Below are 23,255 nucleotides of genomic sequence, written 5' to 3' on the forward strand. Positions count from 1 at the left end.
TCGTTTATTTTATTTGGGTTATTGATAACTAAACACCTACATTTAATACTGCAATGATTATAACGCAGGAAGGCCATATGTATAAGTCGTGAATTATTCTCATCTATAAATTTACTCCGTTTTTTTACGTTATACTCTTTGCCTAATTTATTAAATGTATTAGGTTTTATGGACTATTCACACTTTGGCAGCAAATTTACTCAACCCAATGGTATTACACAGCTAATGGAAGATCTTGGTAATGCTAAAAGCAGTAATAACCCTAATTTAGTGATGCTTGGCGGAGGCAACCCCGCCTCTGTGCCACAAGTAAACACAGCGTTCATTAACGAGCTAAATCATTTAGTAAAAAATAATAAAATAGCGCAAATAATGGGCCTTTACGATGGCCCAACGGGTAACGATGAGTTTAGAGCAGCCCTTGCCAATCAGTTAACACAAGAATATGCGTGGAATTTAACAGCGAGCAATATTGCATTAGGAAATGGTAGCCAAGCTAACTTTTTTATTTTATTTAACCTATTTGCAGGCAAAATGGCTAATGGCAGCCATAAAAAAGTACTTTTTCCACTCGCGCCAGAATACGTAGGCTATGCCGACCAAGGTTTAACTGACGATATGTTTGTGGCCATTAAACCCGAAATAGAAATACTAAATACACCAAACGGCTCTAAACAGTTTAAATATGTAATTGATTTTGATGCGGTTAAGGCTGTACTTGCCAACGACAACAGCATAAGCGCATTATGTGTGTCGCGCCCTACCAACCCAACGGGTAACGTGATTACCGACGATGAAGTTCATCAACTAGATTTACTCGCAAAGCAATACACTATCCCCCTTATCATTGATAACGCCTATGGCGACCCATTCCCTGGCTGTATTTATACCGATGCAAACCTAACCTGGAACTCAAACATTATATTATGTATGTCACTTTCAAAACTGGGCTTGCCAGGCCTGCGCACCGGTATAGTGGTTGCCAATAACGAGATTATTAAAGCAATTAGCCGCGTTAATGGCGCTATGGTGTTATCACCTAATAGTTTTGGGCCAAGCTTAGTCACTCGCTTAATCAAAGATAATGAACTACTGCCTCTGTGTAAAAATACCATTTTGCCTTTTTATAAAAATAAAGCACAGGTCGCTGTTAGCCTATTTGATGAAATATTTGATGACTTACCTGTTTATTTACATAAGGTAGAAGGCGCATTTTTTATGTGGCTATGGTTTAAAGATTCAAAAATAACCAGCGAACAGCTTTACCAAAAACTTAAAAAACAAGATGTGTATATAATTCCTGGCCACAACTTTTTTATAGGTATTGAAGATAGCTGGGAGCACAAACATCAATGCGTGCGTATTAATTACGCCACCGATGAAGCAACGCTCAAAAAAGGCCTAGAAGCAATTAAAGCACTCATAATGTAAATATTCATACAGTGTCATTATAAGTTTAATTGATGGCCTCATACTCGTTTAAAGTTTATGCAAACGCGTTCTATCCCCTTTAAATTTATATATAAATTGGTATCCTACTCGACCTTTTTTAGCATATGCTTACATAAAAGCCCCCGTAAATAAGCGGCAATAGCTGCACCGTACTTATTTAAGTGGCGGCAATACACAACAGGCTTCGCGTATAATTATTGGTTTTAAACGTTAGGTGTAACTTTAAATAGCAACATGCAATAACACTATTAAGGTAAATTATGCGATTAGGTCCAGGATTACTCGTCACTGCTGCCTTTATTGGGCCAGGTACAATCACCACAGCCAGTGTAGCAGGCGCAAACTTTGGTTTTGCGCTTATTTGGACATTACTATTTTCAGTTATTGCCACTATATTACTGCAATCAATGGCGGCACGCCTTGGCGTTGCAACAGGCAAAGACTTAGCGCAAGCACTTAGGGCAAATATTCAAACCCCGCTATTTAAATCGTTAGCTATATTTTTGGTGATCAGTGCCATAGGTGTTGGCAGTGCAGCATACGAAGCGGGTAATTTAAGTGGTGCGAGTATGGGACTAATTGGCATATTTCCAAACGTTAATCCGCAAATATGGACCCCTCTAATTGCTTTTTTAAGTGCTGGTTTACTTTATAGCGGCAAACATAAAGTGGTAGAAAACGCACTTATAGTATTAGTGATTTTAATGAGCTTGGTGTTTATATCTACATTGATCATGGCTTCACCATCACTGGGGGATATATTGTCAGGCTTTACGCCAAGCTTGCCTGAAGGCTCAATAACAACTGTTTTAGCGTTGGTTGGTACAACCATAGTGCCGTACAACCTATTTTTGCACTCTGGTGTTTTAGCAGCTAAGCACGACAGCAAAAGTGACTTACAAAAAGTAATTAAGCAAACCAATGTTGATACTGGCCTTTCAATTACTTTGGGCGGTGTAATCACATTAGCTATTTTATCTACCGCGTCGGTCGCTTTTTATGGAACAAACGCAGGGCAAATTAGCGCAGCAAACATGGCAGTACAACTAGAGCCCTTGCTCGGTGATGCAGCCCATTACTTTTTTGCTATAGGGTTGTTTGCCGCAGGGTTAACTAGCGCAATAACCGCGCCGCTTGCTGGGGCTTATGCCGTATGTGGTATGTTAGGTTGGTCAAATGATATGGCAAGCACTCGCTTTAAAAGCGTTGCTATTATCATCTTATTATTTGGTGCTGCGGTAGCATCTCTTGGGTTAGACCCTGTCGCGGTTATAATATTTGCCCAAGCGGCTAATGGTTTATTACTTCCTGTTATCACTATTTACTTAGTGTGGTTAGTAAATCAAAAGTCGGTCATGGGGAAATTTACCAACTCGTTTATTTTAAACCTTGTTACTCTACCTGTGTTAATGCTTATTTTTGGCTTAAGTAGTTACAAACTCATTGGTTTAATTTTTTAATAAAGTATAAAAAGGGTTTTAAAAAGCCGTGGTTTTCATTAAACAGCGGCTTTAGCTAAGGAACTAGCCTTAAAAAACACTTAGTTTAACTTTGTGTTTTCAACTACTTTAATTAGTTGTGCAAACGCGTAACCGCCAATAGCGCCTGCAACCAACTGTAAATAAAAACCCCACCCTCTTGCGCCAGCAATAATGGTTATATTCATAATAGACTCAATCGCAATGAGCGCCGTCGCAAAAGCGGCTATACCCGCTATAACAAACAGCCCAGTACTATGTGCTTTTAATTTTTTATTAATAAACCAAGTCACTAAAAAAGCAATAGTGAGTGCAAAGGCAATAATAGCACCATAAGTAGGAAGTAAACCAAACCAATCGTCGAGTGTTAAATTAACACGGTCAGCAAACTCTACCACTACACCTACATTAACTAATTGATTGACAACGTATTGGCTATGAAACAAGCTAGCAAGCGTAAACGTTAGTAACCAAGCAACTAAAAATGAAGGGAGTATGCGTGTTAAAAACAACATGGTTATCTCAATTTAAACTAAATAATTTTTTATACAGTAGCAAAGGCTTGCGCGGTAAACAATGCATCTCGCTTTTTATACTATTCGCACTCTTCTCATTTAACGTCAATGCAAACAATGCATTACCTAAAAAACAATATACAACGCAAACACTCGCTACACAGCTAAACTCGCCTTGGAGTATGGTGCAACTGCCCGATGGTACATGGTTAATAACCGAACGCGACGGCCACGTAGTGGTTATTAAAAATAACGAGCAAAGTAGAATAAAATTACCACTTGAAGGTTTATACGTTGCAGGTCAAGGTGGTTTACTTGATATAGTACTCACGCCGAATTTTGCTAAGTCCAAAGAAGTTATTTTTACCTACGCCCAAGGCAATCTTGATGCAAACAGGCTCTTAATAGCTAAAGCTACTTTCAATGGTACACGTTTTACAACGCCAACAATCATTTACAACGTAGCCACAGATAAAGACACACCACAACATTACTCTGGTCGCGCCCTTATTCTCCCCGATAACACTTTACTGTTTTCAAGTGGCGATGGTTTTGACTACAGAGAGCAAGCACAAGTAGTAACCAGCCAACTTGGCAAAACACTGCGCATTACAGCAAATGGCAAAACACCCAAAAATAACCCTTTTATTGACCACAAAAACCCAACAGCTCATGCAGTGTATTCATATGGGCACCGTAACCTTCAAGGTTTAGTGTACGACTATGACACGCAACAAATTGTAAGCCACGAACATGGCCCCGCAGGTGGCGACGAGCTAAATTATTTAACGGCTGGAAATAATTACGGTTGGCCAGTCATTACAAACGGTGACGATTACTCGCAAGCGCGCATATCTCCATTTAGAGACTACCTGGGCATGCAAAAACCAAGCGTAGATTGGACGCCATCAATCGCTCCATCGGGTATGGCGTATTATGGCTCTAAACACGCCGCATTCCCTTCGCTTCAAAAAAATGTGCTCATTACCACGCTTGTAGATAAAAAACTCTACAGCGTTAATTTAGCGAATGGTAAATTCGCCCAGTCGCATGTATTTCCAGAAGCAACAGGACGATTAAGAGATGTATTTGTAACTACTCAAGGTAATGTAGCCATATTAACCGATGGAAAAAATGCTGAGCTGATGTTGTTTAAAGCTGATTAATTCACAAAGAGGATTTGAGGCGCTTCGCTTTTAGAGAAATATAATGGGTTATATTAGGACGCTTTAGCTATTTGCAGTTTGATGTCTGAAGTCAAGATTTGACCCCTTTATTTCCATGGCGGTAAAGCCAAAAACGATAAAATAGATTCATATAAAATTGCCAAACTCATCCGTGGGGGGAACTTTCCACTTGCTTATGTGTATGACAAAGATATGCGTGCTACGCGCGACTTATTACGCCGAAGAACTAAAATTGTTCGCCACGGAGCTGATTTAAAAGCCCATGTCGCCAATACCGCCAGCCAGTACAATTTACCTGCCCACAACGTGAATTTAAAGAACGTCTGCGACAGAGAAAAGATGCGCTACTACTTCCCTGACCCCGTTGTGCAACGATCCATTAATTTAAATATGGCCATACTCGATTGCTATCACAGCGAGCTTAAGCCTTTAGAGCATTATATTGAACAAATGGCCAAGCAACACAATCCTGTTCACCTTAATATCTTGCAAACAATAAATGGTATAGGCCGCATTCTCGCACTTACCATTATTTATGAGATTGGTGACATTAATCGCTTTTCAAGCGTACAAAAGTTCGCTTCATATAGTCGGTTAGTCAAATGTAAAGCAGAGTCTGCCGGCAAAACCTATGGCACCCAAGGCAACAAAATTGGCAATGCACATCTAAAATGGGCGTTCTCCGAAGCCGCTGTATTGCTGCTGCGTCACAATCACAACGCCAACAAATACCTCGAAAAACTACAAAAACGAATGAGTAAAGCCAAAGCACTGTCAGCGCTTGCGCATAAGCTTGGTCGCTGTGTTTATTATATGCTTAAAAAAGAGACGGTATTCGATGAAGCAAAATTCTTAAAGAGTTAGTCACGGTATTGAGTGAGCTGAACATCTAACTGGATATAAGGCTGAGCATCAATCAATTGGGTGAGTTAATAACCAACAAGGTTTAACCTGATTATATGCCTACAGACCTAAGCCACTTGTCTTGATTAGACGCTCAGTACGCGTGCATTAATACAATAAACAAAGTCGCTTACACCTGACTTGAGCCTGAAACTAACTGGATCATAATGATGAAACCAGCCGCCTTGAATAGTGCCATGATGAGGTTAACCGATGAATGTCTAGTGCCCCAGCAACCCCAAAAGGATATGGGAAAAAGCTGGCTGCGATGAGATCGCAATAAGAGAGCCTCTATATGTGTTTGCCGTAAGCTACTTGCTTAACAGCCGCATCGACATACGAAGTAAACGAATTTGTTTATTGATTTAGAATTGACCGTCAATTTATAAAAACGGTCAAAAAGAAAACTAATGCCTATTGACAGAGTTAAGGCTCATATGTGTTAGGTTTTGATGCTCATAGCTTTGAACATGACTGTGGGATTGAACCACATGCCTGCACCAATGAAATTAAACTTGTCTTATTCGCTACAAAGTTTGATATATTTGGTTTTTCCATCATTAAAGCAAGTTTTTCTTTTATGAACTCTTTATTTTGAAAAAGAAACAATGCTCTCTTATCATCTCGCATTTTGCGCGATTTAAGATACATAGCTCCGAAATCAGCAGTACCATTAAGCATCATTTTAATATCTAACATTTCACCATTTAGATAATCTTTAAGAACCAAGTCATTATCAGACGAACCAATAAGTGATGAAAGATATTCTAGGGCAATAAGCCTTGAAGCCAAGAATACCATTGCATGATCACTACTTTTTATTTCGGGAAATATAATTTTTTCATTCTCTCCCAAATACAATATAGCGGTCTCTAAAGCAGCCACTCTCTTATCACCTTCGTATGAAGAAACCTCAATGACCTCCTTGTTCAACTTCCATTCCATCACAACATTGGCACCTACCTTTCCCTCACCTGCAATTTTTGCAGCACTTTCTGAAATAAATTTTGCGATTCTATCGACTTGTTCGTCAGCTAGTGATGCTGACGAAGGAAAAAATAGAAATGGAATAAAGAACAGAAGAGACGTTTGTTTGATTATTTTGCTCATATTTCAACTGCACCTGCTTCCAGTGATAGAAGAAATGATCTTAGGATGTTTTTAGAATTCTGAGGTAACCCCTGTAAAGTTGAATGTAATTCATAATCTTCTTTTGGCATTTTAATAGCATTCTCATTGTCTCTATCCATCCAAAATTCTGGAAGAGAAAACGCTTTTTCAATACTTCTAGCAACATGGTCGGATATATCCATTTCTCCTGTTGCCATCTTAGAAACATAATTAGCATTAGTAATATGAGCCATTTTACCAGCAGTAGGCTCATGCCCTCCACTCATCCAACGTATTAAATCAAGATTATTAGATCGATTTGTAATTGTCATGATGCCCTCGTTTTATGAAACCTAACCATAGCCATAATGTGTGGCGAGTTTACGAGGCATCAATTTTGATGGCCTTGTTATAACTTTTAATCGGAGCTGTGATGAAAAACAAAATAGAAACGTTCAATAAATTCAATCGTGGCGCGCGCAGGACAGATAGGCAAAGACACCTTGAGCTATGCGGTTTTACATTCAAAGGATTGTTTCTTATTGATCGCCCGATTACGCCAAAATCTCACGGCGAATCATTGGCGCGTTCATTTAATAAAATTCATAAAAAAGAATGCCATATTGTGTATTGGGTAGGCCAGAAAAATATGGACGGACAAACGAGCTACCAGTATTGGATTAAGCAGTTATAACGATTTGCATAAAGGGCGCGCGGTTAGCGCGTCCTAGCCCGTAGTCTTTTTGCGGGTGATCTTTGATGCACTTGTTATAACATCACCCATAAAGTTCTACTTTTATTGATGGCTTAATTGAAACTCGTACACCATAAGGAATACTCATTTCGCCATCATACCTGCTAGTTTTAAAACAGCCTGATGGTGCAAATTCTAGATATTCTCCACTTTTCTCAAAACGCCTTTTAACGCCAGCGCAATCCATAAGATTCATTGAGAATATTGAATTATCTATTCCATCTGAGAACAATTCAAAATAAACATCACCATCATATTGGTAAATGGTTATTTTTAATTCAAGGCCGTCCTTTTTCACACTGTACGTATACCAAATACAATCAGTTTCTATAACTGGTTCAGTTTCTAATACAGCGAGAACATCTACTTCATCCCAAACTAGCACAACATCTCCAATGGGTTATAACGCCCTCATCAGCCGCTGACGAAAGTGGCGCGACTTTTTGCGTTTTTTGCAAAATTCGCGACACTTTTGGCAGTCTGCTGGATGAGTTTGTTATGTAATAATTTCAATTTACCACCTTTGATATTTTTTTGAGAATATCTTTATCTTCTCCAAACTTGCAAATTGCATCACAATCTTTTCTTAAATCACTGAATAGTATGTAATGAATTTCAATGTCACTATTTTTAATCGATGGCCTCTGTAGCTGCAATATTACTTCTTTCTCCCGCTTGTCAGGAATGATAAGGTACAAAGATGGTAGGTTATTTGGAAATGAATAATAAAGATCAGTTAATCTTAATATCCCAGAATAGATGGATGTACTTTTTTCCACTTCAAAAGCACAAGTGATTTTATTTGAATCCTTTTCAAACCAAATTGCATCAATAAGTGTTATTGTTTTATAAGTGTCTTTATCAACATCTATTTCTGGAAACTTATCTACGCAGATAAAAGACAAGCTATTACCATTATGACATCTTGATTTGTCGTTTGCTGCGGCAATAACATCATAACCAATTGAATTTCCGATAGTGAGAATGCGATGTTGCATTTCAGTGTGGAGATCTTCTTCCTCCATTTCACTTACAACTTCTTTGTGCCGTTTTTTTATTTTCTTTTCTATTTTTGTTCGTTCTTCATCAGAAAGATGATCGTCACTTATCAGTAATTTCTTTTCGCCAACATCAAATAAAAGCCCTGCAAAAGCACCCAAGTCATTCGATAACTCAGACTTTAGTTCATCATTTTTCTCTATTATAATTTCTCTCATCCTGAGATAATCTGACCACGACCCGAGCTTTACTTTATCTTTGAAGAGCGTATTGAATCCATTAACAATAGCAGTATTGCATGGAGGTATGATAGTGGGATGTAAAAAATAAAGAATACTTGCAACTGCTGGACCTAATCCTTTAATTTTCCGTTGATCTAATAAGATTATTTCCTTAATTATTTGTTCTTCTTTTGTGGCATTTATGCATTTTTCCAAGAATTGGCCAAATGCAACTTTATTTTCCTCATTTTCATAAATATCAGGTATTCGTAATTTTGGCTTCCAGTAAAAGGGATGCGATGCTCCTTTAAATACTTGCTTTTGTTCCGTGATACAGTTTAAAACAAATTCTAAAGATGAACCTTTAAAATCATTCCCAAAACTTCCATTTTTAATATCCTGTATTACATCAAATACACCCCTACGGATAGTTCTAAATGCTTTTAGTCGTTCGTCATTATTTACGAACCAGCTATTATAAACCGTCTCCTCATCACTTTTATAACCATCAATTATTGATTTTAAATCTTGACTCATATCCCCACTCTTAATTATTTGTATATTTACATAGACATAATGACTCCCACACGGTGTTAGCCTCCGCTTTTCGTGGGTTAGCTTAATTCAAAGCCAGAGCCATAATTAGTTTGTCAATTAACTAAACAGCAGAGGCTAACATGAATAAACATAGCATACTTTTTATCGGTCTTGATACACATAAAGAATTCAATGAAGTTGCCTATATTGAAGAACATAGAGGTGCGCAACCTGTTCATCTTGGCCGAGTTTCGTCTTCCAAAATGGCCGTTCAAAAGCTTGTTCGCCAGTTCGAATCGAAATACCCTGGCGCAACACTTCATTTTGTTTATGAAGCTGGCCCATGTGGTTATTGGATTTACCGATTAATTACCAGCCTTGGCCATTGCTGTTATGTGGTTGCACCTTCTCTTATTCCTAAAAAACCTGGTGAGAAAATTAAAACCGATAAACGTGATGCCCTTAAGCTTGCTAAATTACTTAAGTCTGAAGATTTAACACCTATCTATGTTCCTGAGCCTGAAGATGAAGCTGTACGTGATTTATCTCGTGCACGCGAAGTAGCCATGAAGGATTTAAAAGATGCCAAATATCAATTAAAGGCGCTGCTGCTTCGCAATAATATTAATTACAAAGGCACTGCGAATTGGTCACAAAAACATTTACGTTGGCTCACTGAGCTTGTGTTGCCACACCCCGCTCAGCACATCGTCTTACAAGAATTTTTACACACAATTACCGAACGAATAAGCCGACTTGAGCGGCTAGATAATGAACTAACACACCACGTTCACCAGTGGCGTTATTATCCTGTAGTAAAAGCAATACAAGCTATGCGTGGTGTCCGTTTGTTGGTCGCCACTGGCGTTGTTGCTGAGCTTGGCGATTTATCGCGTTTCGACCATCCCCGCAAATTAATGAGTTATCTCGGTCTTGTACCCAGTGAACACTCGAGTGGTGGCAAACGCCATATTGGCGCCATCACAAAATGCGGGAACGGCCGAGCAAGGCGCCTTCTTGTGGAAGGTGCACATACTTATCGCTATGCAGCAAATATATCCACAGATATGCAAAAACGACAAGAAGGTTTACCAAAGGACATTATTGATATTGCGTGGAAAGCACAGATTAGGCTCTGCAAACGCTATAAAAAAATGATAGCCAAAGGGAAACACTACAATCTGGTTGTTACCGCCATTGCCCGAGAAATGATTGCGTACATATGGGCTATTGCAAGAGAAGTGGTGCTTACGCCAGTGAATAAAAAACTTAGATTGGCAAGAGTACCCGCATGATAAAAGAATTAGAGTTAATGCATGGGATCAAGCATCGGGTGTGGCACAACCACCGACGGCGTTAGGATGGCAATGCAGCTAACGCTGCATTGAACCACGAACATAGACTGAAGACAGGTGCCACGACGAAATAAGTAAGGTCTGCTCTGTTACTAGAAATAGTAATAACCAACGAATATCAGCAAGATAACCGACGACATTACTTGCTTCATCCTATGTATTAACTCGCTCTAATTCGAGCTAAAATAATTATGGCTTAAAAGTTAGGCAAGGATCAGTGCGTTTAACTTGACAATGGGAGTCATACCAACGCCTCAATAATGGGCGCACAAATGCTTGGCTATAATTAGCGACGAAGGAGCGCAAGCCAAGCGTTTTGCGTCCTATTGATTGCCTTGATACTCATTGAGCCTCCTCCCCAGCATCGCGATTATTCGCTACGCTGAAAAGGCAACCAACCTTACAGGAGAAAGCTCAATGAACTTTTACAATAACATGCATCCATATTATTGTGGAATCGATTTACACGCGCGATTACTTTACGTCTGTATCATTGATAATACAGGACTTATACTTGTTCACAAGAAAATTAAAGATGACCCAGAAGCACTATTAAAACTACTAAAACCGTATATCGGTGATATTGTGGTTGGCGTAGAATGCATGCATTGCTGGTATTGGGTCGCTGACTTTTGTAAAGAACACACTATCGACTTTATTCTCGGTCATGCGTTATATATGAAGGCGATTCATGGCGGTAAAGCCAAAAACGATAAAATAGATTCATATAAAATTGCCAAACTCATCCGTGGGGGGAACTTTCCACTTGCTTATGTGTATGACAAAGATATGCGTGCTACGCGCGACTTATTACGCCGAAGAACTAAAATTGTTCGCCACGGAGCTGATTTAAAAGCCCATGTCGCCAATACCGCCAGCCAGTACAATTTACCTGCCCACAACGTGAATTTAAAGAACGTCTGCGACAGAGAAAAGATGCGCTACTACTTCCCTGACCCCGTTGTGCAACGATCCATTAATTTAAATATGGCCATACTCGATTGCTATCACAGCGAGCTTAAGCCTTTAGAGCATTATATTGAACAAATGGCCAAGCAACACAATCCTGTTCACCTTAATATCTTGCAAACAATAAATGGTATAGGCCGCATTCTCGCACTTACCATTATTTATGAGATTGGTGACATTAATCGCTTTTCAAGCGTACAAAAGTTCGCTTCATATAGTCGGTTAGTCAAATGTAAAGCAGAGTCTGCCGGCAAAACCTATGGCACCCAAGGCAACAAAATTGGCAATGCACATCTAAAATGGGCGTTCTCCGAAGCCGCTGTATTGCTGCTGCGTCACAATCACAACGCCAACAAATACCTCGAAAAACTACAAAAACGAATGAGTAAAGCCAAAGCACTGTCAGCGCTTGCGCATAAGCTTGGTCGCTGTGTTTATTATATGCTTAAAAAAGAGACGGTATTCGATGAAGCAAAATTCTTAAAGAGTTAGTCACGGTATTGAGTGAGCTGAACATCTAACTGGATATAAGGCTGAGCATCAATCAATTGGGTGAGTTAATAACCAACAAGGTTTAACCTGATTATATGCCTACAGACCTAAGCCACTTGTCTTGATTAGACGCTCAGTACGCGTGCATTAATACAATAAACAAAGTCGCTTACACCTGACTTGAGCCTGAAACTAACTGGATCATAATGATGAAACCAGCCGCCTTGAATAGTGCCATGATGAGGTTAACCGATGAATGTCTAGTGCCCCAGCAACCCCAAAAGGATATGGGAAAAAGCTGGCTGCGATGAGATCGCAATAAGAGAGCCTCTATATGTGTTTGCCGTAAGCTACTTGCTTAACAGCCGCATCGACATACGAAGTAAACGAATTTGTTTATTGATTTAGAATTGACCGTCAATTTATAAAAACGGTCAAAAAGAAAACTAATGCCTATTGACAGAGTTAAGGCTCATATGTGTTAGTTGCTTGTAACTGTAATTGCCCAACCAACCATTTTTAAAAATATTCAATAGTTTTGCGGAAGGATCCAAAAATACCCCGCCGCAATAGTACACTTACCGTGAATTTGAGCCGATTACGAAAAAACTAATTAAGCGATTACGCCAACATAAATTAAATAACCGAAAGGAATTGAGCGATAAATACTAAATCCCTTTAGGCGAAAACAGTTTGGCAAAAAGCTAAAGCTGATTTTATTGCATTTAACTTACCACAAAAAAGAAACGACACAAACGCAAAATCCTTAAGTAAAACACCGCAAGTAAAAAATACATTTATACTATTTTTTGCGGCAACTAACGCCTCAATAAAGGGCGCGCGTTAGCGCGTCCAGCCGCAGGCGACTTTGATTGATTTGTTAGGGGTTTTGCGACAATGATACTTTGCCAAATGTCATATATACCCATGTGCCACCACCTGCATTTGCACGATATGCGCCGTTTGCATTTGAAAGACGCATTGCCAATGCCGTAAATTCCCATGCTTCCTGCTCAGTAAGTTTTACGGGCTGAGAAGTTAATTTAGATAAACCGTGCTCTTCGCCAAAATTTTTAACTAAGGCTGCGGCCTCACCAATACTAGGCTGAACCGATGGGTGTTCCCAGCCCCACATGAATGTACCTTGAGATGAAGAATATGTACCTATAATTTGAACAGGAGCTTCTGCTTTTTTGCCACCTTCAAAAATAAATGAAATAAGCCCCGTACTTTGATCTACGCCCCAATTAATTTCTTGGCCTAAACCCCACGACCGAGAGTGTGCTTGAGTGACATCCTGCAACCCAGAATAACTTTGGGCTATGTATTTTTGTGGGTCCATTTCCTCAGCCTGCGCTCCGATTCCTAGTGTTGCAATTATTGTTGCGATAATTCTTTTCATAGTGCCTCGATGGTTATTCTTTTGTACCCCTAACCTGGCAGACAGGGGCAAGCGTAGCGCAGTCCCGCTGCTATGCGTTGTTATGTTTTGTGCCTAAGGAGGCAGATATGTCTGTAGAAGAAAAAAAGATGTGGGAATACATGGATTTCTGTAGTGGAGAAATACGTGTAATGGCAGGACGGTACGGCGGAGGGTGGCTTGCTGCTGGCTGTGCAGTAATTGAGTGGGACTTTGATGAAAAATGGGAAGACCTGGTTGGTGGTGATAGCGATTACTTCGATGCCAGTGATTTCTTCAACCAAAACGATGGTACGGTATTGATTGAATGCGCCGCCTCACCGAGAGAAGCATTTGATCTATGTGTTGCAAAATTGGCTGAAGGTATCCACGAAGAAACATAACAATTTTGTCTACGACATTTGTCGTTTTATAAACCGACAAATGTCCATATATTACAATGCATTTATCTTAACCATCAAATAAACACCTGTAAACAATTAGTTAACTGATAATTATTTTTAATCAGTGCGAAAATACACCGAAATGGTGGAGATCAGTAATATTGGACAAAACAATATGCACTGTCTATATATACAGTTAAATTTTGCTAGAGATTCATATCATGAAATCACCTTTTTTAACTATGATAGCCGAACAAATGTATCTAAAGCGTTATGCTAAAAGTACCATTAAAGCGTATTTATACTGGATAGCTTCGTTTATTCGTTTTAACTCTATGAGGCACCCAACAACGATGGGAGATAATGAGGTCGAACTTTTTTTAAATCATTTAGTCAACCAACAAGATGTTGCCCCTAATACTCAAACACAAGCCTTAAATGCGTTGAGCTTTTTATTTAAAGAAGTGATTAAAAAGCCACTCTCATTATCATTAGGTTTTATTAAGAGCAAACGAGCAACTAAACTACCGGTAGTTTTAACGCAGCAGGAAATAAATAATTTTTTTAAAGTGTGCTCTGCGAAGCATTATTTACCCTGTGGACTACTTTATGGCAGTGGTATGCGATTAATGGAGGTACTGCGTTTACGAGTACACGATATTGACTTTGACTATAACTGCATTCGAATTTGGGATGGCAAAGGAGGTAAAAATCGTGTTGTAACGCTTGCAGTAGAGCTCATACCGCAATTACGTTCTCAAATACAATTAGTTGATAGTTACCTGCAATTAGATCTGAAAAACCCCTTATATAGCGGCGCTTACATGCCGCATTTGTTACGTAAAAAATATCCAAACCATAACAGACAATTAGGTTGGCAATATTTATTTTCATCACATAAATTAAGCATTGATCCTGAGAGTAAGCAGCTGAGGCGTCATCATATTGATGAAAAGCAATTACAACGCGCTGTTAAACAGGCTGCTGACGATGCAAAAATTAGGAAACACGTTACACCACATACCTTACGCCATTCATTTGCAACGCACCTATTGCAAAGTGGCGCTGATATTCGTACGGTTCAGGCACAATTAGGCCATAGTGATGTGCGAACAACCCAAATATATACTCATGTTTTACAACAAGGAGCCAATGGTGTTGTAAGCCCATTTTCGAGATTATAAAACCAGCAAAAGTTTTTAATTGTGTGTCACGCGTTAAAGTACGCCTTATACAAAAATAGCGTCGATAATGTATGAAGCCGATTCTTACACAATGAATTTCACTGCGAATTAATATCTCAGCTTTTACCTTTAACCTCGAACCTTTTCCTAAAACAAAAAAACCGCTGTTCGTTTAAAACAGCGGCTTTTCTACTTAAAACTTATAGCCAAAAAACTAATAGCTAAACCTTACGCTTTACCAATCACTTCAAGTCCACCCATGTATGGGCGTAATACTTCTGGTACTACTACTGAACCATCGGCTTGTTGGTAGTTTTCTAGTATGGCAACTAGTGTACGGCCAACGGCTAAACCTGAGCCATTTAGTGTATGTAGTAACTCTGGTTTTTTAGCCCCTTCACGGCGAAAACGTGCTTGCATACGGCGCGCTTGGAAATCAACCATGTTTGAACAAGATGAAATTTCACGGTAGGTATCTTGTGCCGGTAACCATACTTCTAAGTCGTATGTTTTAGCTGCGCCAAAGCCCATGTCGCCCATACATAAAATTACTTTACGGTATGGTAGTTCTAATGCTTGTAAAATTTGCTCTGCGTGGCCTGTTAGCTCTTCAAGCGCTTGCATTGAATCTTCTGGTTTAACTAGTTGTACTAGTTCAACTTTATCAAACTGATGCTGGCGAATTAAGCCGCGTGTATCGCGACCGTAGCTGCCCGCTTCACTTCTAAAACACGGTGTGTGCGCAGTTAAGCGAATCGGTAAATCGCTTTCGTCGTAAATCTCGTCGCGTGCGCTGTTAGTCAACGGTACTTCTGCTGTAGGGATTAAGCTAAAGCCAGCTTGTTGTTCACCGTCGTCGTTTACTAGGCCTAATGTATGGAATAAGTCGCCTGCAAACTTAGGTAATTGGCTTGTGCCGTATAGGCTTGCGCTGTTTACTAAGTACGGTACATACATTTCTGTATAGCCGTTTGTGTCTGTGTGGGTGTCTAGCATGTATTGCGTTAGTGCACGGTGCATACGTGCTACTTGGCCGCGCATTACTGTAAAACGTGCGCCACTAATTTTAACGCCCATTTCAAAATCTAGGCCGTTTAGGTCTTGCCCTACATCTACGTGATCTTTTACTTCAAAGTCGTACTTTTTAGGCGTGCCCCAGGTAAGTATTTCAACGTTGTCGTCTTCATCAGCGCCTTCTGGTACTGATTCGTCTGGTAAATTTGGAATTGCTAAAGCAATGTCGTTAATCGCGTTGAGTACTTCGTCTTGCGCTTTTTTAGTTGCGTCTAATTCGCTGCCTAAATTTGCCACTGCGTCTAATAGCGGCTGTGCGTCTTCGCCTTTCGCTTTTGCTTGGCCAATGGCTTTAGCACTGGCGTTACGTTGACTTTGAAGCTCTTGCGTTTTTACTTGTAATGTTTTGCGTTGCTCTTCAAGTTCTGTCACTTTTGCAACATCAAGCTCGTAGCCACGAGCCGCTAAGCGTGCTGCAGTTTGCTCAACGTCTTGTCGTAAATATTTAGAATCTAACATGTTAGTTTTTAACCTTTTTGCATTACCAGCTGAAGGCCCAGCCAAGCCATAAAAATACAGACCATCACATTTAAGATGATATTGAGGGCCATTTTAATAAAGTGACCTTGTTGTAACAACAACAACGAGTCCATTGAGAATGTTGAAAAGGTGGTTAATGCACCTAAAAAGCCAATACCTATAAGGGTTTTAGCGGGGCTTACAGTGATAATTTGTTTATCTATCAAACCGTATAAAACGCCCATTAACAATGAACCCAGAATATTAACCGCCAACGTACCAAAAGGGAATCCCCTACCAAGGAGTTTTAGCATGGTTTCGCTAATAAAAAACCGTAAACAAGCACCTGAAGCACCGCCAAGGGCGATCATCATATAAAGTTTAATCATTTTCGTATCGTTTAAGTGGGCTTTGCGCATCGCGCTCTTTTAGGTAATCGAGTTTTTGTTTAATTTTTTGCTCAAGGCCGCGATCGCTCGGCAGGTAATATTCCTTGCCGTCCATTTCTGGTGGTAAGTATTTTTCACCAGCGGCAAAGGCGCCCTCTTCGTTATGCGCATAACGGTACTCGGCGCCATAACCTAAGTCTTTCATTAAGTTGGTTGGTGCATTACGTAAATGCTCAGGCACTGGGTAACTTGGCTCGTTTTTGGCATCTGCCTTTGCTTGATTAAACGCCATATAAACCGCATTACTTTTGGGTGCGCTGGCCAAATATAAGGTGGCTTGTGCAATGGCGCGTTCGCCCTCACTTGGGCCTACACGCTGAAATATATCCCAAGCGTTTAATGCCACTTCCATCGCACGTGGGTCTGCGTTACCTATGTCTTCTGTGGCAATGGCAAGTAAACGCCTCGCTACATAAAGTGGGTCGCCGCCACCGGCTAAAATACGGCAATACCAATACAGCGCACCATCCGGTGAGCTGCCTCGTACCGATTTATGAAAAGCCGAGATTAAATCGTAAAATTCATCGCCACCTTTATCGTATTTAGCTAAATGGGTTGGCAGTACTTGGCTTAATACGTGCTCATCTACGTTGTATGTGCCGTTATGCTCGGTGGTTAAATCAACCGCTTGCTCAAGCAGGTTTAACACTTTGCGGGCATCGCCGCCGCTTGCTTGGCAAAGCGCCTTTTTGGCGTTATCGGCAATCACAATGTTTTTTTGGTTTAGCTGCTCATCTTGCTCAAGTGCGCGCTCTATTACTGTGTATAAGTCGGTATCGGCAAGCGACTTTAAAACATAAACGCGTGCGCGCGATAAAATCGCATTATTAAGTGCAAACGAGGGGTTTTCGGTTGTCGCGCCTACAAATATAAACGTGCCGTCTTCTATGTGAGGTAAAAATGCATCTTGCTGCGATTTGTTAAAGCGGTGTACTTCATCCACAAACATTAAAGTGCGTTGCCCGCGGCTTTGTAGGTTATCGTGCGCTTGCGTTACGCTGTCGCGAATATCTTTTACGCCTGCGGTCACAGCCGACATTTGTATAAGCTCGGCATCGGCGTGGTTTGCTATAATTTGCGCCAAGGTTGTTTTACCCACCCCTGGCGGCCCCCACAAAATTAAGCTATGGCAGCGCCCTGCAACAATAGCTTGATGCAAAGGTTTGTCACTACTAAGTAAATGCTGCTGACCTATGTATTCATCAAGCGTTGTTGGGCGCATTCGCGCCGCAAGTGGGCGTACATCGGGTCCAAAGTTAAAGCCTAAATTACTCACCGTGGCTTTGATCGTCTATTTCAACACCTTCTGGCGGTGTAAATTCAAATACTGTGGCGTCAAGCTCGGTGTTTACTTTAGCATCGTTAAAAGTAAACGATGAAAGTTGGCCCGAGTTATCTGTCACTACTAATGTTGCAAGGCCTGCTTGGTTATCCACAAACGTAATATCTAACTGCTCTACTTGGCTTTCTACGCCTTTATTTGGCGTAACACTATAGCCTGAGTCTGTTGCTTGAACACTGTATTTTTCCCATTGTGCAGGGTCTTTTGAGGTAAGTAATACAAACGGCGTTGAGTCTATTAAGCTGTGAGTATTCATTATGGTTACTTGCTCAGCAAAACTGTCGAAGTAATAGGTTTTATCACCATTAGATACAAATAAAGTATCGTCTGGGTTGGTTTGTTCCCAGCGTATCATCATAGGTTGTTTAAGGGCGATTGTACCCTCGCCTTGCATTACGGCTTGGCCTTCTTTGTCTGTTACTTTTTGTGCAAACTGCGCTTTAAAGCTTTTAAGTGTTGCCAGTTTGTCTTGCAGTGCTTGGCTGTCGTCTGCAAAACTCGGTGCGGCAATTAAGCCACTTAATACTAATAATAAACTGTTTAATTTTTTCATTGGTTTGCTCCATTAGGTACTAATACATCGCGAGCACCATTATGACCTGGTGAACTTACGATACCTGATGTTTCCATTTGTTCTACTAAGCGTGCTGCACGGTTATAGCCTACGCGTAACTTACGTTGTACTGATGAAACCGATACCTTGCCTGTCTCAATTACAAATGCGACCGCCTCGTCGTAAAGTGGGTCTGACTCTTCATCTGCACTTTCACTTGCTTCACCGGGTAGTAAAATATCTTCAGTGGCATCGCCATTAAGAATTTCATCTATGTAATTAGGTTTAGCACGCGCTTTCCAATCGTTAACGACTGCGTGTACTTCGTGGTCATCTACAAATGCGCCATGCACACGCTCTGGCACGCTTGTACCTGGCGGTAAATAAAGCATGTCACCCATACCGAGTAAGTTTTCGGCTCCTTGCTGGTCAAGTATGGTGCGCGAATCTATTTTACTTGATACCTGAAACGCCATACGCGTTGGTATATTGGCTTTAATTAAGCCTGTAATTACATCAACCGATGGACGCTGAGTGGCAAGTACTAAGTGAATCCCTGCTGCACGTGCTTTTTGCGCTATACGTGCAATAAGTTCTTCTACTTTTTTACCAACAATCATCATCATGTCGGCAAACTCATCAATTACCACAACAATGCTTGGTAGTTTTTCAAGCTCGTCGGGGCCGTCCTTCATACCGTCTGTGTCTTTAAAAAGTGGGTCCATAATGGGGTAGCCCGCTTCTTTGGCATCAAGTACTTTTTGGTTGTAACCTTTTAAATTACGCACACCCAACGCCGACATTAATTTATAACGACGTTCCATTTCACCTACACACCAACGCAGCGCGTTAGCCGCTTCTTTCATGTCGGTAACCACTTCACATAATAAATGCGGTATCCCCTCGTAAACCGAAAGTTCAAGCATTTTAGGGTCAATCATGATCATACGTACATCATCTGGGCCCGATTTATACAGTAAGCTTAATATCATTACATTAACGCCCACTGACTTACCCGAGCCCGTTGTACCAGCTACCAATAAATGTGGCATTTTACCTAAATCGGCACACACAGGTTGCCCTGCAATGTCTTTACCTAACACCATGGTAAGCGGTGATGGATTTTGCTCAAATTTAGGCGCATTTATTACTTCAGACAAGCGAACTATTTCACGGTGTTTGTTAGGCAGCTCTATGCCTATGTAAGTTTTACCCGGTATAACTTCAACAACACGTACACTAATAGCTGAAAGCGAGCGGGCTAAATCTTTTGATAAACCGGTAATTTTAGACACCTTTATACCCGGTGCTAAATCAAGCTCAAATCGCGTTACAACAGGCCCAGGATATACACCAACTACTGTAGCTTGTACGTTAAAGTCGAGAAGTTTTGTCTCTACAAGGCGAGATACAACATCGAGCTCTTCTTGCGAAATTGGGTTTTTAGCTTTATCGGGTCTGTCGAGTAAATCAAGCGACGGTAATGGGCCTGGTGGCGGCTCTTGGTCAAGCAGTTGTTCAAACTTTTCTTTTGCTGTTGGTGGTGGCTGATACGCAGGCTTTGCTTTTGGCATAGGCCTTGCTGGCGATACCACGGTTGTTACTGGTTTTTCAGGTTCTACAACTTGGCTTTGATCAAGCGCGTTTAATGCCGCTGCCGTATCCATTGGTTCATCATCTATTGCACTAAAGCCAATTTCTTGATCGAGTATATCGTCAAGCTCATCAAATGGGCTGTAGTCGTCGCTGATATGTGGCTCTGTAAAAGGCGTTTGCGGTTTATTAATGGCTTTTTGAGGTGCGTCGTTTTTTGCCTCTACTGGCGCTTCAAGCTGCTCAGTGAGGTCGTCGTTAAACTGAGCATCTGCATTGTCACTGTTTGTGTTTGCAGCAATTCGTTCTCTGTTTATCCAACCTTTTATGTACGAAGTAATAAAGCGATACAACCTAACCATTAAATCGCCTAGGTAATCTACAAAATCAACCCACGACACGCCTGTTAAAAGGGTTAATCCTGCAAAAAAGAAACACAATAGCAAAATTGATGTGCCGGTAAAATTAAACGCCGGCATCATGGCAGTCGCAATGACATCTCCCACTACCCCGCCTGATGAAAAATTATAAATATCGTCGAAGTTAATACTGCTAATTGCCGTAGCTGAGGTCACAAACAGGGCTAAGCCTATAATGCGAAGGGCTAATGTTGTGTAATCAAGCTGTAAAATACGGTGCGGCTGTTTAAACAATAAATAGCCGAATAACTGAATCGCCGCCGGAACTAAATACGCAAGCCACCCAAAAGTAAGCAGCAGTATATCGGCAACCCACGCACCGGCGGTGCCTGTAATATTTTTTACGTTTCTAAATTCGCCGGTTTGTGACCACGAAGGATCTGCCGGGTCAAAACTGATTAAGGCACATAAAATAAATATTGCAGCAAAGGTACTGATAATCAGCCCTGTTTCTAATAGTCTTTGCACACCGTTTAGGCGCATAACTTCCTATCCCTCTTATTATTCTATTTATTACACTTCAACAGCAGTCAAATACCTTAGCAGGAAATGCAATTTGATGCACTTTATCTTAATGTGTATGGCCTGATTATGAACACGTTTTTATAAATTTGAGTCTGTTTACCTTTAACAGTTAAACTTATGCAATGTAAGGGCGAATAATTACGCCGTCTTCACCTTTTACTTCTTCCATAACTACATAGGTTCGACTTTCACTCACGTTTGGCAACTTTAAAAGAATGTCTCCTAATACACCACGGTATTCTGACATATCATTAACACGCGTTTTAAGTAAGAAATCAAAATTACCCGACACTAGGTGACATTCTATTATTTCTTCGTGCTTTTTCACGGCTGCACTAAACTCGTCAAATACGTCTGGCGAGGTTTTGGTAATCGTAACTTCTACATACACCGATAACCCCTGCCCTAACTTAGCCGGATCGACCACCGCTTTGTATCCGAGTATGTAACCTTCTCGCTCAAGCTTTTTTACGCGCTCTAGGCAGGGCGTGGCGCTCAGGCCAACTCGTCGGGCCAGTTCAACATTTGAAAGACGCCCATCATGTTGTAATTCCATCAAAATTTTACGGTCTATTCTGTCTAATAACTGATGCATAAGGCTCACTAGTTTTTTACTCTGTTTATTTTTATTATTTAGATAATAACACTAGCTTGGTATTTAAAAAAGGTGAGACACACTGGCTTGTCATGAATATAATAGTGAAAAATTTCAATCCGTTCTTAATAAGGCAAATGTTATGATTATTGGTGTACCTAAAGAAATCAAAAACCATGAATACCGCGTAGGTATGGTTCCTGCTAGTGTTCGTGAATTAGTTAATCACGGCCACCAAGTGGTTGTAGAAACGAATGCAGGTATGGGTATTGGTTTTACAGATGAAGATTACACCCAAGCAGGTGCAGACATTTTAGCAACTGCGGCTGACGTTTTTGCAAACGCAGACATGATTGTAAAAGTAAAAGAACCACAAGCAGTTGAACGTGCAATGCTTCGTGAAGACCAAATTCTTTTCACTTACCTTCACCTTGCACCGGATCTTCCACAAACTGAAGACCTTGTTAAGAGCAAAGCGATTTGTATTGCTTATGAAACAGTAACTGACTCTCGTGGTGGTTTACCACTTTTAGCGCCAATGAGTGAAGTAGCTGGCCGTATGTCTATCCAAGCCGGTGCACAAGCCCTTGAAAAATCTAACCACGGTCGTGGTATGTTACTAGGCGGTGTACCTGGTGTTGAGCCGGCTAAAGTTGTTGTTATCGGCGGCGGCATGGTTGGTCGTAGCGCAGCACAAATGGCTGTAGGCCTAGGTGCTGATGTTGTAGTACTTGATCGTAATATCGATGTACTGCGTGCACTAGACGCGCAATTTGGTAATAAAGTAAAAGCTATTTACTCAACGGCTGATGCACTTGAAAAACACGTACTAGAAGCAGACCTAGTAATTGGTGGCGTACTAATCCCTGGCGCTGCTGCTCCTAAGCTTGTAACAGCAGAGCACATCAAAGCAATGAAGCCTGGCGCTGCTATTGTTGACGTTGCTATTGACCAAGGCGGTTGTATTGCAACATCTAAAGCAACAACGCATGCTGATCCTACTTTCATCGTTGATGAAGTTGTTCACTACTGTGTTGCTAACATGCCGGGTGCTGTTCCTCGTACGTCTACATTTGCACTTAACAATGCAACATTGCCGTTTATCATTAACCTTGCAAACAAAGGTTACAAAAAGGCATTGCTAGACGACGCTAACTTCCTAAAAGGCTTAAATGTAATTAAAGGCCAAGTAACGTACAAAGAAGTTGCTGAAGCATTTAACATGGATTACGTTGACCCACGTACAGCGGTTGAAAACGCTTAATTAAGCGTTTGTACCAATAAAAA

General features: G+C 40.7%; 21 protein-coding genes and 1 pseudogene. 10 read left to right on the forward strand and 12 right to left on the reverse strand.

Annotation, left to right across the window (positions count from 1 at the left end):
• Positions 1-168 precede the first annotated feature (168 nt).
• Positions 169-1,431 carry a valine--pyruvate transaminase gene (locus tag PS1M3_RS08845; RefSeq protein ID WP_008127256.1) on the forward strand — a complete coding sequence of 421 codons (1,263 nt, stop codon included), beginning with the start codon at positions 169-171 and terminating at the stop codon, positions 1,429-1,431.
• A gap of 281 nt (positions 1,432-1,712) precedes the next feature.
• Positions 1,713-2,912 (forward strand): Nramp family divalent metal transporter, encoded by a 1,200-nt coding sequence (locus PS1M3_RS08850; RefSeq protein WP_008127254.1) that lies wholly within the window; start codon positions 1,713-1,715, stop codon positions 2,910-2,912.
• Positions 2,913-2,992: 80 nt separating this feature from the next.
• Here the strand turns inward: PS1M3_RS08850 and PS1M3_RS08855 are convergent, their stop codons facing one another.
• Positions 2,993-3,445: a hypothetical protein gene (locus PS1M3_RS08855; protein ID WP_008127252.1), complete on the reverse strand. Its 453-nt coding sequence runs from the start codon at positions 3,443-3,445 to the stop codon at positions 2,993-2,995.
• Between PS1M3_RS08855 and PS1M3_RS08860 the strand changes: the two genes are divergently transcribed.
• Positions 3,430-4,611: a PQQ-dependent sugar dehydrogenase gene (locus PS1M3_RS08860; protein ID WP_008127250.1), complete on the forward strand. Its 1,182-nt coding sequence runs from the start codon at positions 3,430-3,432 to the stop codon at positions 4,609-4,611. The genes PS1M3_RS08855 and PS1M3_RS08860 overlap by 16 nt on opposite strands.
• 114 nt (positions 4,612-4,725) lie before the next feature.
• Positions 4,726-5,496 (forward strand): annotated as a pseudogene (locus PS1M3_RS08865) (IS110 family transposase); the annotation flags it as partial.
• A 495-nt stretch (positions 5,497-5,991) separates the two neighbouring features.
• Here the strand turns inward: PS1M3_RS08865 and PS1M3_RS08870 are convergent.
• Both PS1M3_RS08870 and PS1M3_RS08875 read right to left on the reverse strand, forming a co-directional pair.
• A complete protein-coding gene (locus PS1M3_RS08870; protein ID WP_008130140.1) occupies positions 5,992-6,645 on the reverse strand; it encodes a hypothetical protein in 654 nt (217 codons plus the stop codon).
• The gene (locus PS1M3_RS08875; RefSeq protein ID WP_033025517.1) at positions 6,642-6,977 is read right to left on the reverse strand and encodes a hypothetical protein; all 336 of its coding nucleotides are present in this window, start codon (positions 6,975-6,977) and stop codon (positions 6,642-6,644) included. Before PS1M3_RS08875 ends, PS1M3_RS08870 begins: the two co-directional genes overlap by 4 nt.
• 101 nt (positions 6,978-7,078) lie before the next feature.
• On the opposite strand from PS1M3_RS08875, the gene PS1M3_RS08880 reads away from it, so the two are divergent.
• Positions 7,079-7,339 carry a hypothetical protein gene (locus PS1M3_RS08880; RefSeq protein ID WP_033025520.1) on the forward strand — a complete coding sequence of 87 codons (261 nt, stop codon included), beginning with the start codon at positions 7,079-7,081 and terminating at the stop codon, positions 7,337-7,339.
• An 82-nt stretch (positions 7,340-7,421) separates the two neighbouring features.
• On the opposite strand, the gene PS1M3_RS08885 is transcribed toward PS1M3_RS08880, so the two are convergent.
• Together PS1M3_RS08885 and PS1M3_RS08890 are read right to left on the reverse strand one after the other, a co-directional pair.
• A complete protein-coding gene (locus PS1M3_RS08885) occupies positions 7,422-7,784 on the reverse strand; it encodes a hypothetical protein (protein WP_008130143.1) in 363 nt (120 codons plus the stop codon).
• Between the two features lie 124 nt (positions 7,785-7,908).
• Positions 7,909-9,156, reverse strand: a complete 1,248-nt coding sequence (locus tag PS1M3_RS08890; RefSeq protein ID WP_008130145.1) for a hypothetical protein — start codon at positions 9,154-9,156, stop codon at positions 7,909-7,911.
• A 140-nt stretch (positions 9,157-9,296) separates the two neighbouring features.
• Between PS1M3_RS08890 and PS1M3_RS08895 the strand changes: the two genes are divergently transcribed.
• Together PS1M3_RS08895 and PS1M3_RS08900 are read left to right on the forward strand one after the other, a co-directional pair.
• Positions 9,297-10,451, forward strand: a complete 1,155-nt coding sequence (locus tag PS1M3_RS08895) for an IS110 family transposase (RefSeq protein WP_138740772.1) — start codon at positions 9,297-9,299, stop codon at positions 10,449-10,451.
• Positions 10,452-10,928: 477 nt separating this feature from the next.
• Entirely contained in the window at positions 10,929-11,972 is a 1,044-nt protein-coding gene (locus PS1M3_RS08900; protein ID WP_203983636.1) for an IS110 family transposase, read from the forward strand.
• An 880-nt stretch (positions 11,973-12,852) separates the two neighbouring features.
• Here the strand turns inward: PS1M3_RS08900 and PS1M3_RS08905 are convergent.
• Positions 12,853-13,374 (reverse strand): DUF6882 domain-containing protein, encoded by a 522-nt coding sequence (locus PS1M3_RS08905; protein WP_203983643.1) that lies wholly within the window; start codon positions 13,372-13,374, stop codon positions 12,853-12,855.
• A 107-nt stretch (positions 13,375-13,481) separates the two neighbouring features.
• Here PS1M3_RS08905 and PS1M3_RS08910 point away from each other — a divergent pair, with 107 nt between their 5' ends.
• Both PS1M3_RS08910 and PS1M3_RS08915 read left to right on the forward strand, forming a co-directional pair.
• Positions 13,482-13,775: a hypothetical protein gene (locus tag PS1M3_RS08910; protein WP_203983645.1), complete on the forward strand. Its 294-nt coding sequence runs from the start codon at positions 13,482-13,484 to the stop codon at positions 13,773-13,775.
• Between the two features lie 221 nt (positions 13,776-13,996).
• Complete coding sequence (locus PS1M3_RS08915) at positions 13,997-14,959, forward strand: integron integrase (RefSeq protein WP_203983647.1); 963 nt, start codon at positions 13,997-13,999, stop codon at positions 14,957-14,959.
• Positions 14,960-15,187: 228 nt separating this feature from the next.
• On the opposite strand, the gene serS is transcribed toward PS1M3_RS08915, so the two are convergent.
• The 6 genes from serS to lrp all read right to left on the reverse strand — a co-directional run bounded on the left by serS (position 15,188) and on the right by lrp (position 21,968).
• The gene (gene serS / locus PS1M3_RS08920) at positions 15,188-16,492 is read right to left on the reverse strand and encodes a serine--tRNA ligase (RefSeq protein WP_008127231.1); all 1,305 of its coding nucleotides are present in this window, start codon (positions 16,490-16,492) and stop codon (positions 15,188-15,190) included.
• A gap of 8 nt (positions 16,493-16,500) precedes the next feature.
• The gene (gene crcB, locus PS1M3_RS08925; RefSeq protein WP_010556384.1) at positions 16,501-16,881 is read right to left on the reverse strand and encodes a fluoride efflux transporter CrcB; all 381 of its coding nucleotides are present in this window, start codon (positions 16,879-16,881) and stop codon (positions 16,501-16,503) included.
• Positions 16,874-18,217, reverse strand: a complete 1,344-nt coding sequence (locus PS1M3_RS08930) for a replication-associated recombination protein A (protein WP_008127233.1) — start codon at positions 18,215-18,217, stop codon at positions 16,874-16,876. Before PS1M3_RS08930 ends, crcB begins: the two co-directional genes overlap by 8 nt.
• Positions 18,210-18,836 carry an outer membrane lipoprotein chaperone LolA gene (lolA, locus tag PS1M3_RS08935; protein ID WP_008127235.1) on the reverse strand — a complete coding sequence of 209 codons (627 nt, stop codon included), beginning with the start codon at positions 18,834-18,836 and terminating at the stop codon, positions 18,210-18,212. The genes PS1M3_RS08930 and lolA overlap by 8 nt, the downstream gene beginning before the upstream one ends.
• The gene (locus tag PS1M3_RS08940; RefSeq protein WP_008127237.1) at positions 18,833-21,331 is read right to left on the reverse strand and encodes a DNA translocase FtsK; all 2,499 of its coding nucleotides are present in this window, start codon (positions 21,329-21,331) and stop codon (positions 18,833-18,835) included. Before PS1M3_RS08940 ends, lolA begins: the two co-directional genes overlap by 4 nt.
• A 157-nt stretch (positions 21,332-21,488) precedes the next feature.
• Positions 21,489-21,968: a leucine-responsive transcriptional regulator Lrp gene (gene lrp / locus PS1M3_RS08945; protein ID WP_006792871.1), complete on the reverse strand. Its 480-nt coding sequence runs from the start codon at positions 21,966-21,968 to the stop codon at positions 21,489-21,491.
• A gap of 142 nt (positions 21,969-22,110) precedes the next feature.
• Between lrp and ald the strand changes: the two genes are divergently transcribed.
• Positions 22,111-23,232, forward strand: a complete 1,122-nt coding sequence (gene ald / locus PS1M3_RS08950; protein WP_006792872.1) for an alanine dehydrogenase — start codon at positions 22,111-22,113, stop codon at positions 23,230-23,232.
• Positions 23,233-23,255: the final 23 nt, after the last annotated feature.

The sequence above is a fragment of the Pseudoalteromonas sp. PS1M3 genome (assembly GCF_016865405.1).
Classification (GTDB): Bacteria; Pseudomonadota; Gammaproteobacteria; order Enterobacterales; family Alteromonadaceae; genus Pseudoalteromonas; species Pseudoalteromonas marina.

What these genes read in the sequence shown, in the direction of transcription:
- PS1M3_RS08845 (WP_008127256.1), top strand. Translation starts at nt 169, where the DNA reads ATGGACTATTCACACTTTGGCAGCAAATTTACTCAACCCAATGGTATT.
- PS1M3_RS08850 (WP_008127254.1), top strand. Translation starts at nt 1,713, where the DNA reads ATGCGATTAGGTCCAGGATTACTCGTCACTGCTGCCTTTATTGGGCCA.
- PS1M3_RS08855 (WP_008127252.1), bottom strand. Translation starts at nt 3,445, where the DNA reads ATGTTGTTTTTAACACGCATACTCCCTTCATTTTTAGTTGCTTGGTTA.
- PS1M3_RS08870 (WP_008130140.1), bottom strand. Translation starts at nt 6,645, where the DNA reads ATGAGCAAAATAATCAAACAAACGTCTCTTCTGTTCTTTATTCCATTT.
- PS1M3_RS08875 (WP_033025517.1), bottom strand. Translation starts at nt 6,977, where the DNA reads ATGACAATTACAAATCGATCTAATAATCTTGATTTAATACGTTGGATG.
- PS1M3_RS08880 (WP_033025520.1), top strand. Translation starts at nt 7,079, where the DNA reads ATGAAAAACAAAATAGAAACGTTCAATAAATTCAATCGTGGCGCGCGC.
- PS1M3_RS08890 (WP_008130145.1), bottom strand. Translation starts at nt 9,156, where the DNA reads ATGAGTCAAGATTTAAAATCAATAATTGATGGTTATAAAAGTGATGAG.
- PS1M3_RS08895 (WP_138740772.1), top strand. Translation starts at nt 9,297, where the DNA reads ATGAATAAACATAGCATACTTTTTATCGGTCTTGATACACATAAAGAA.
- PS1M3_RS08900 (WP_203983636.1), top strand. Translation starts at nt 10,929, where the DNA reads ATGAACTTTTACAATAACATGCATCCATATTATTGTGGAATCGATTTA.
- PS1M3_RS08905 (WP_203983643.1), bottom strand. Translation starts at nt 13,374, where the DNA reads ATGAAAAGAATTATCGCAACAATAATTGCAACACTAGGAATCGGAGCG.
- PS1M3_RS08910 (WP_203983645.1), top strand. Translation starts at nt 13,482, where the DNA reads ATGTCTGTAGAAGAAAAAAAGATGTGGGAATACATGGATTTCTGTAGT.
- PS1M3_RS08915 (WP_203983647.1), top strand. Translation starts at nt 13,997, where the DNA reads ATGAAATCACCTTTTTTAACTATGATAGCCGAACAAATGTATCTAAAG.
- serS (WP_008127231.1), bottom strand. Translation starts at nt 16,492, where the DNA reads ATGTTAGATTCTAAATATTTACGACAAGACGTTGAGCAAACTGCAGCA.
- crcB (WP_010556384.1), bottom strand. Translation starts at nt 16,881, where the DNA reads ATGATTAAACTTTATATGATGATCGCCCTTGGCGGTGCTTCAGGTGCT.
- lolA (WP_008127235.1), bottom strand. Translation starts at nt 18,836, where the DNA reads ATGAAAAAATTAAACAGTTTATTATTAGTATTAAGTGGCTTAATTGCC.
- PS1M3_RS08940 (WP_008127237.1), bottom strand. Translation starts at nt 21,331, where the DNA reads ATGCGCCTAAACGGTGTGCAAAGACTATTAGAAACAGGGCTGATTATC.
- lrp (WP_006792871.1), bottom strand. Translation starts at nt 21,968, where the DNA reads ATGCATCAGTTATTAGACAGAATAGACCGTAAAATTTTGATGGAATTA.
- ald (WP_006792872.1), top strand. Translation starts at nt 22,111, where the DNA reads ATGATTATTGGTGTACCTAAAGAAATCAAAAACCATGAATACCGCGTA.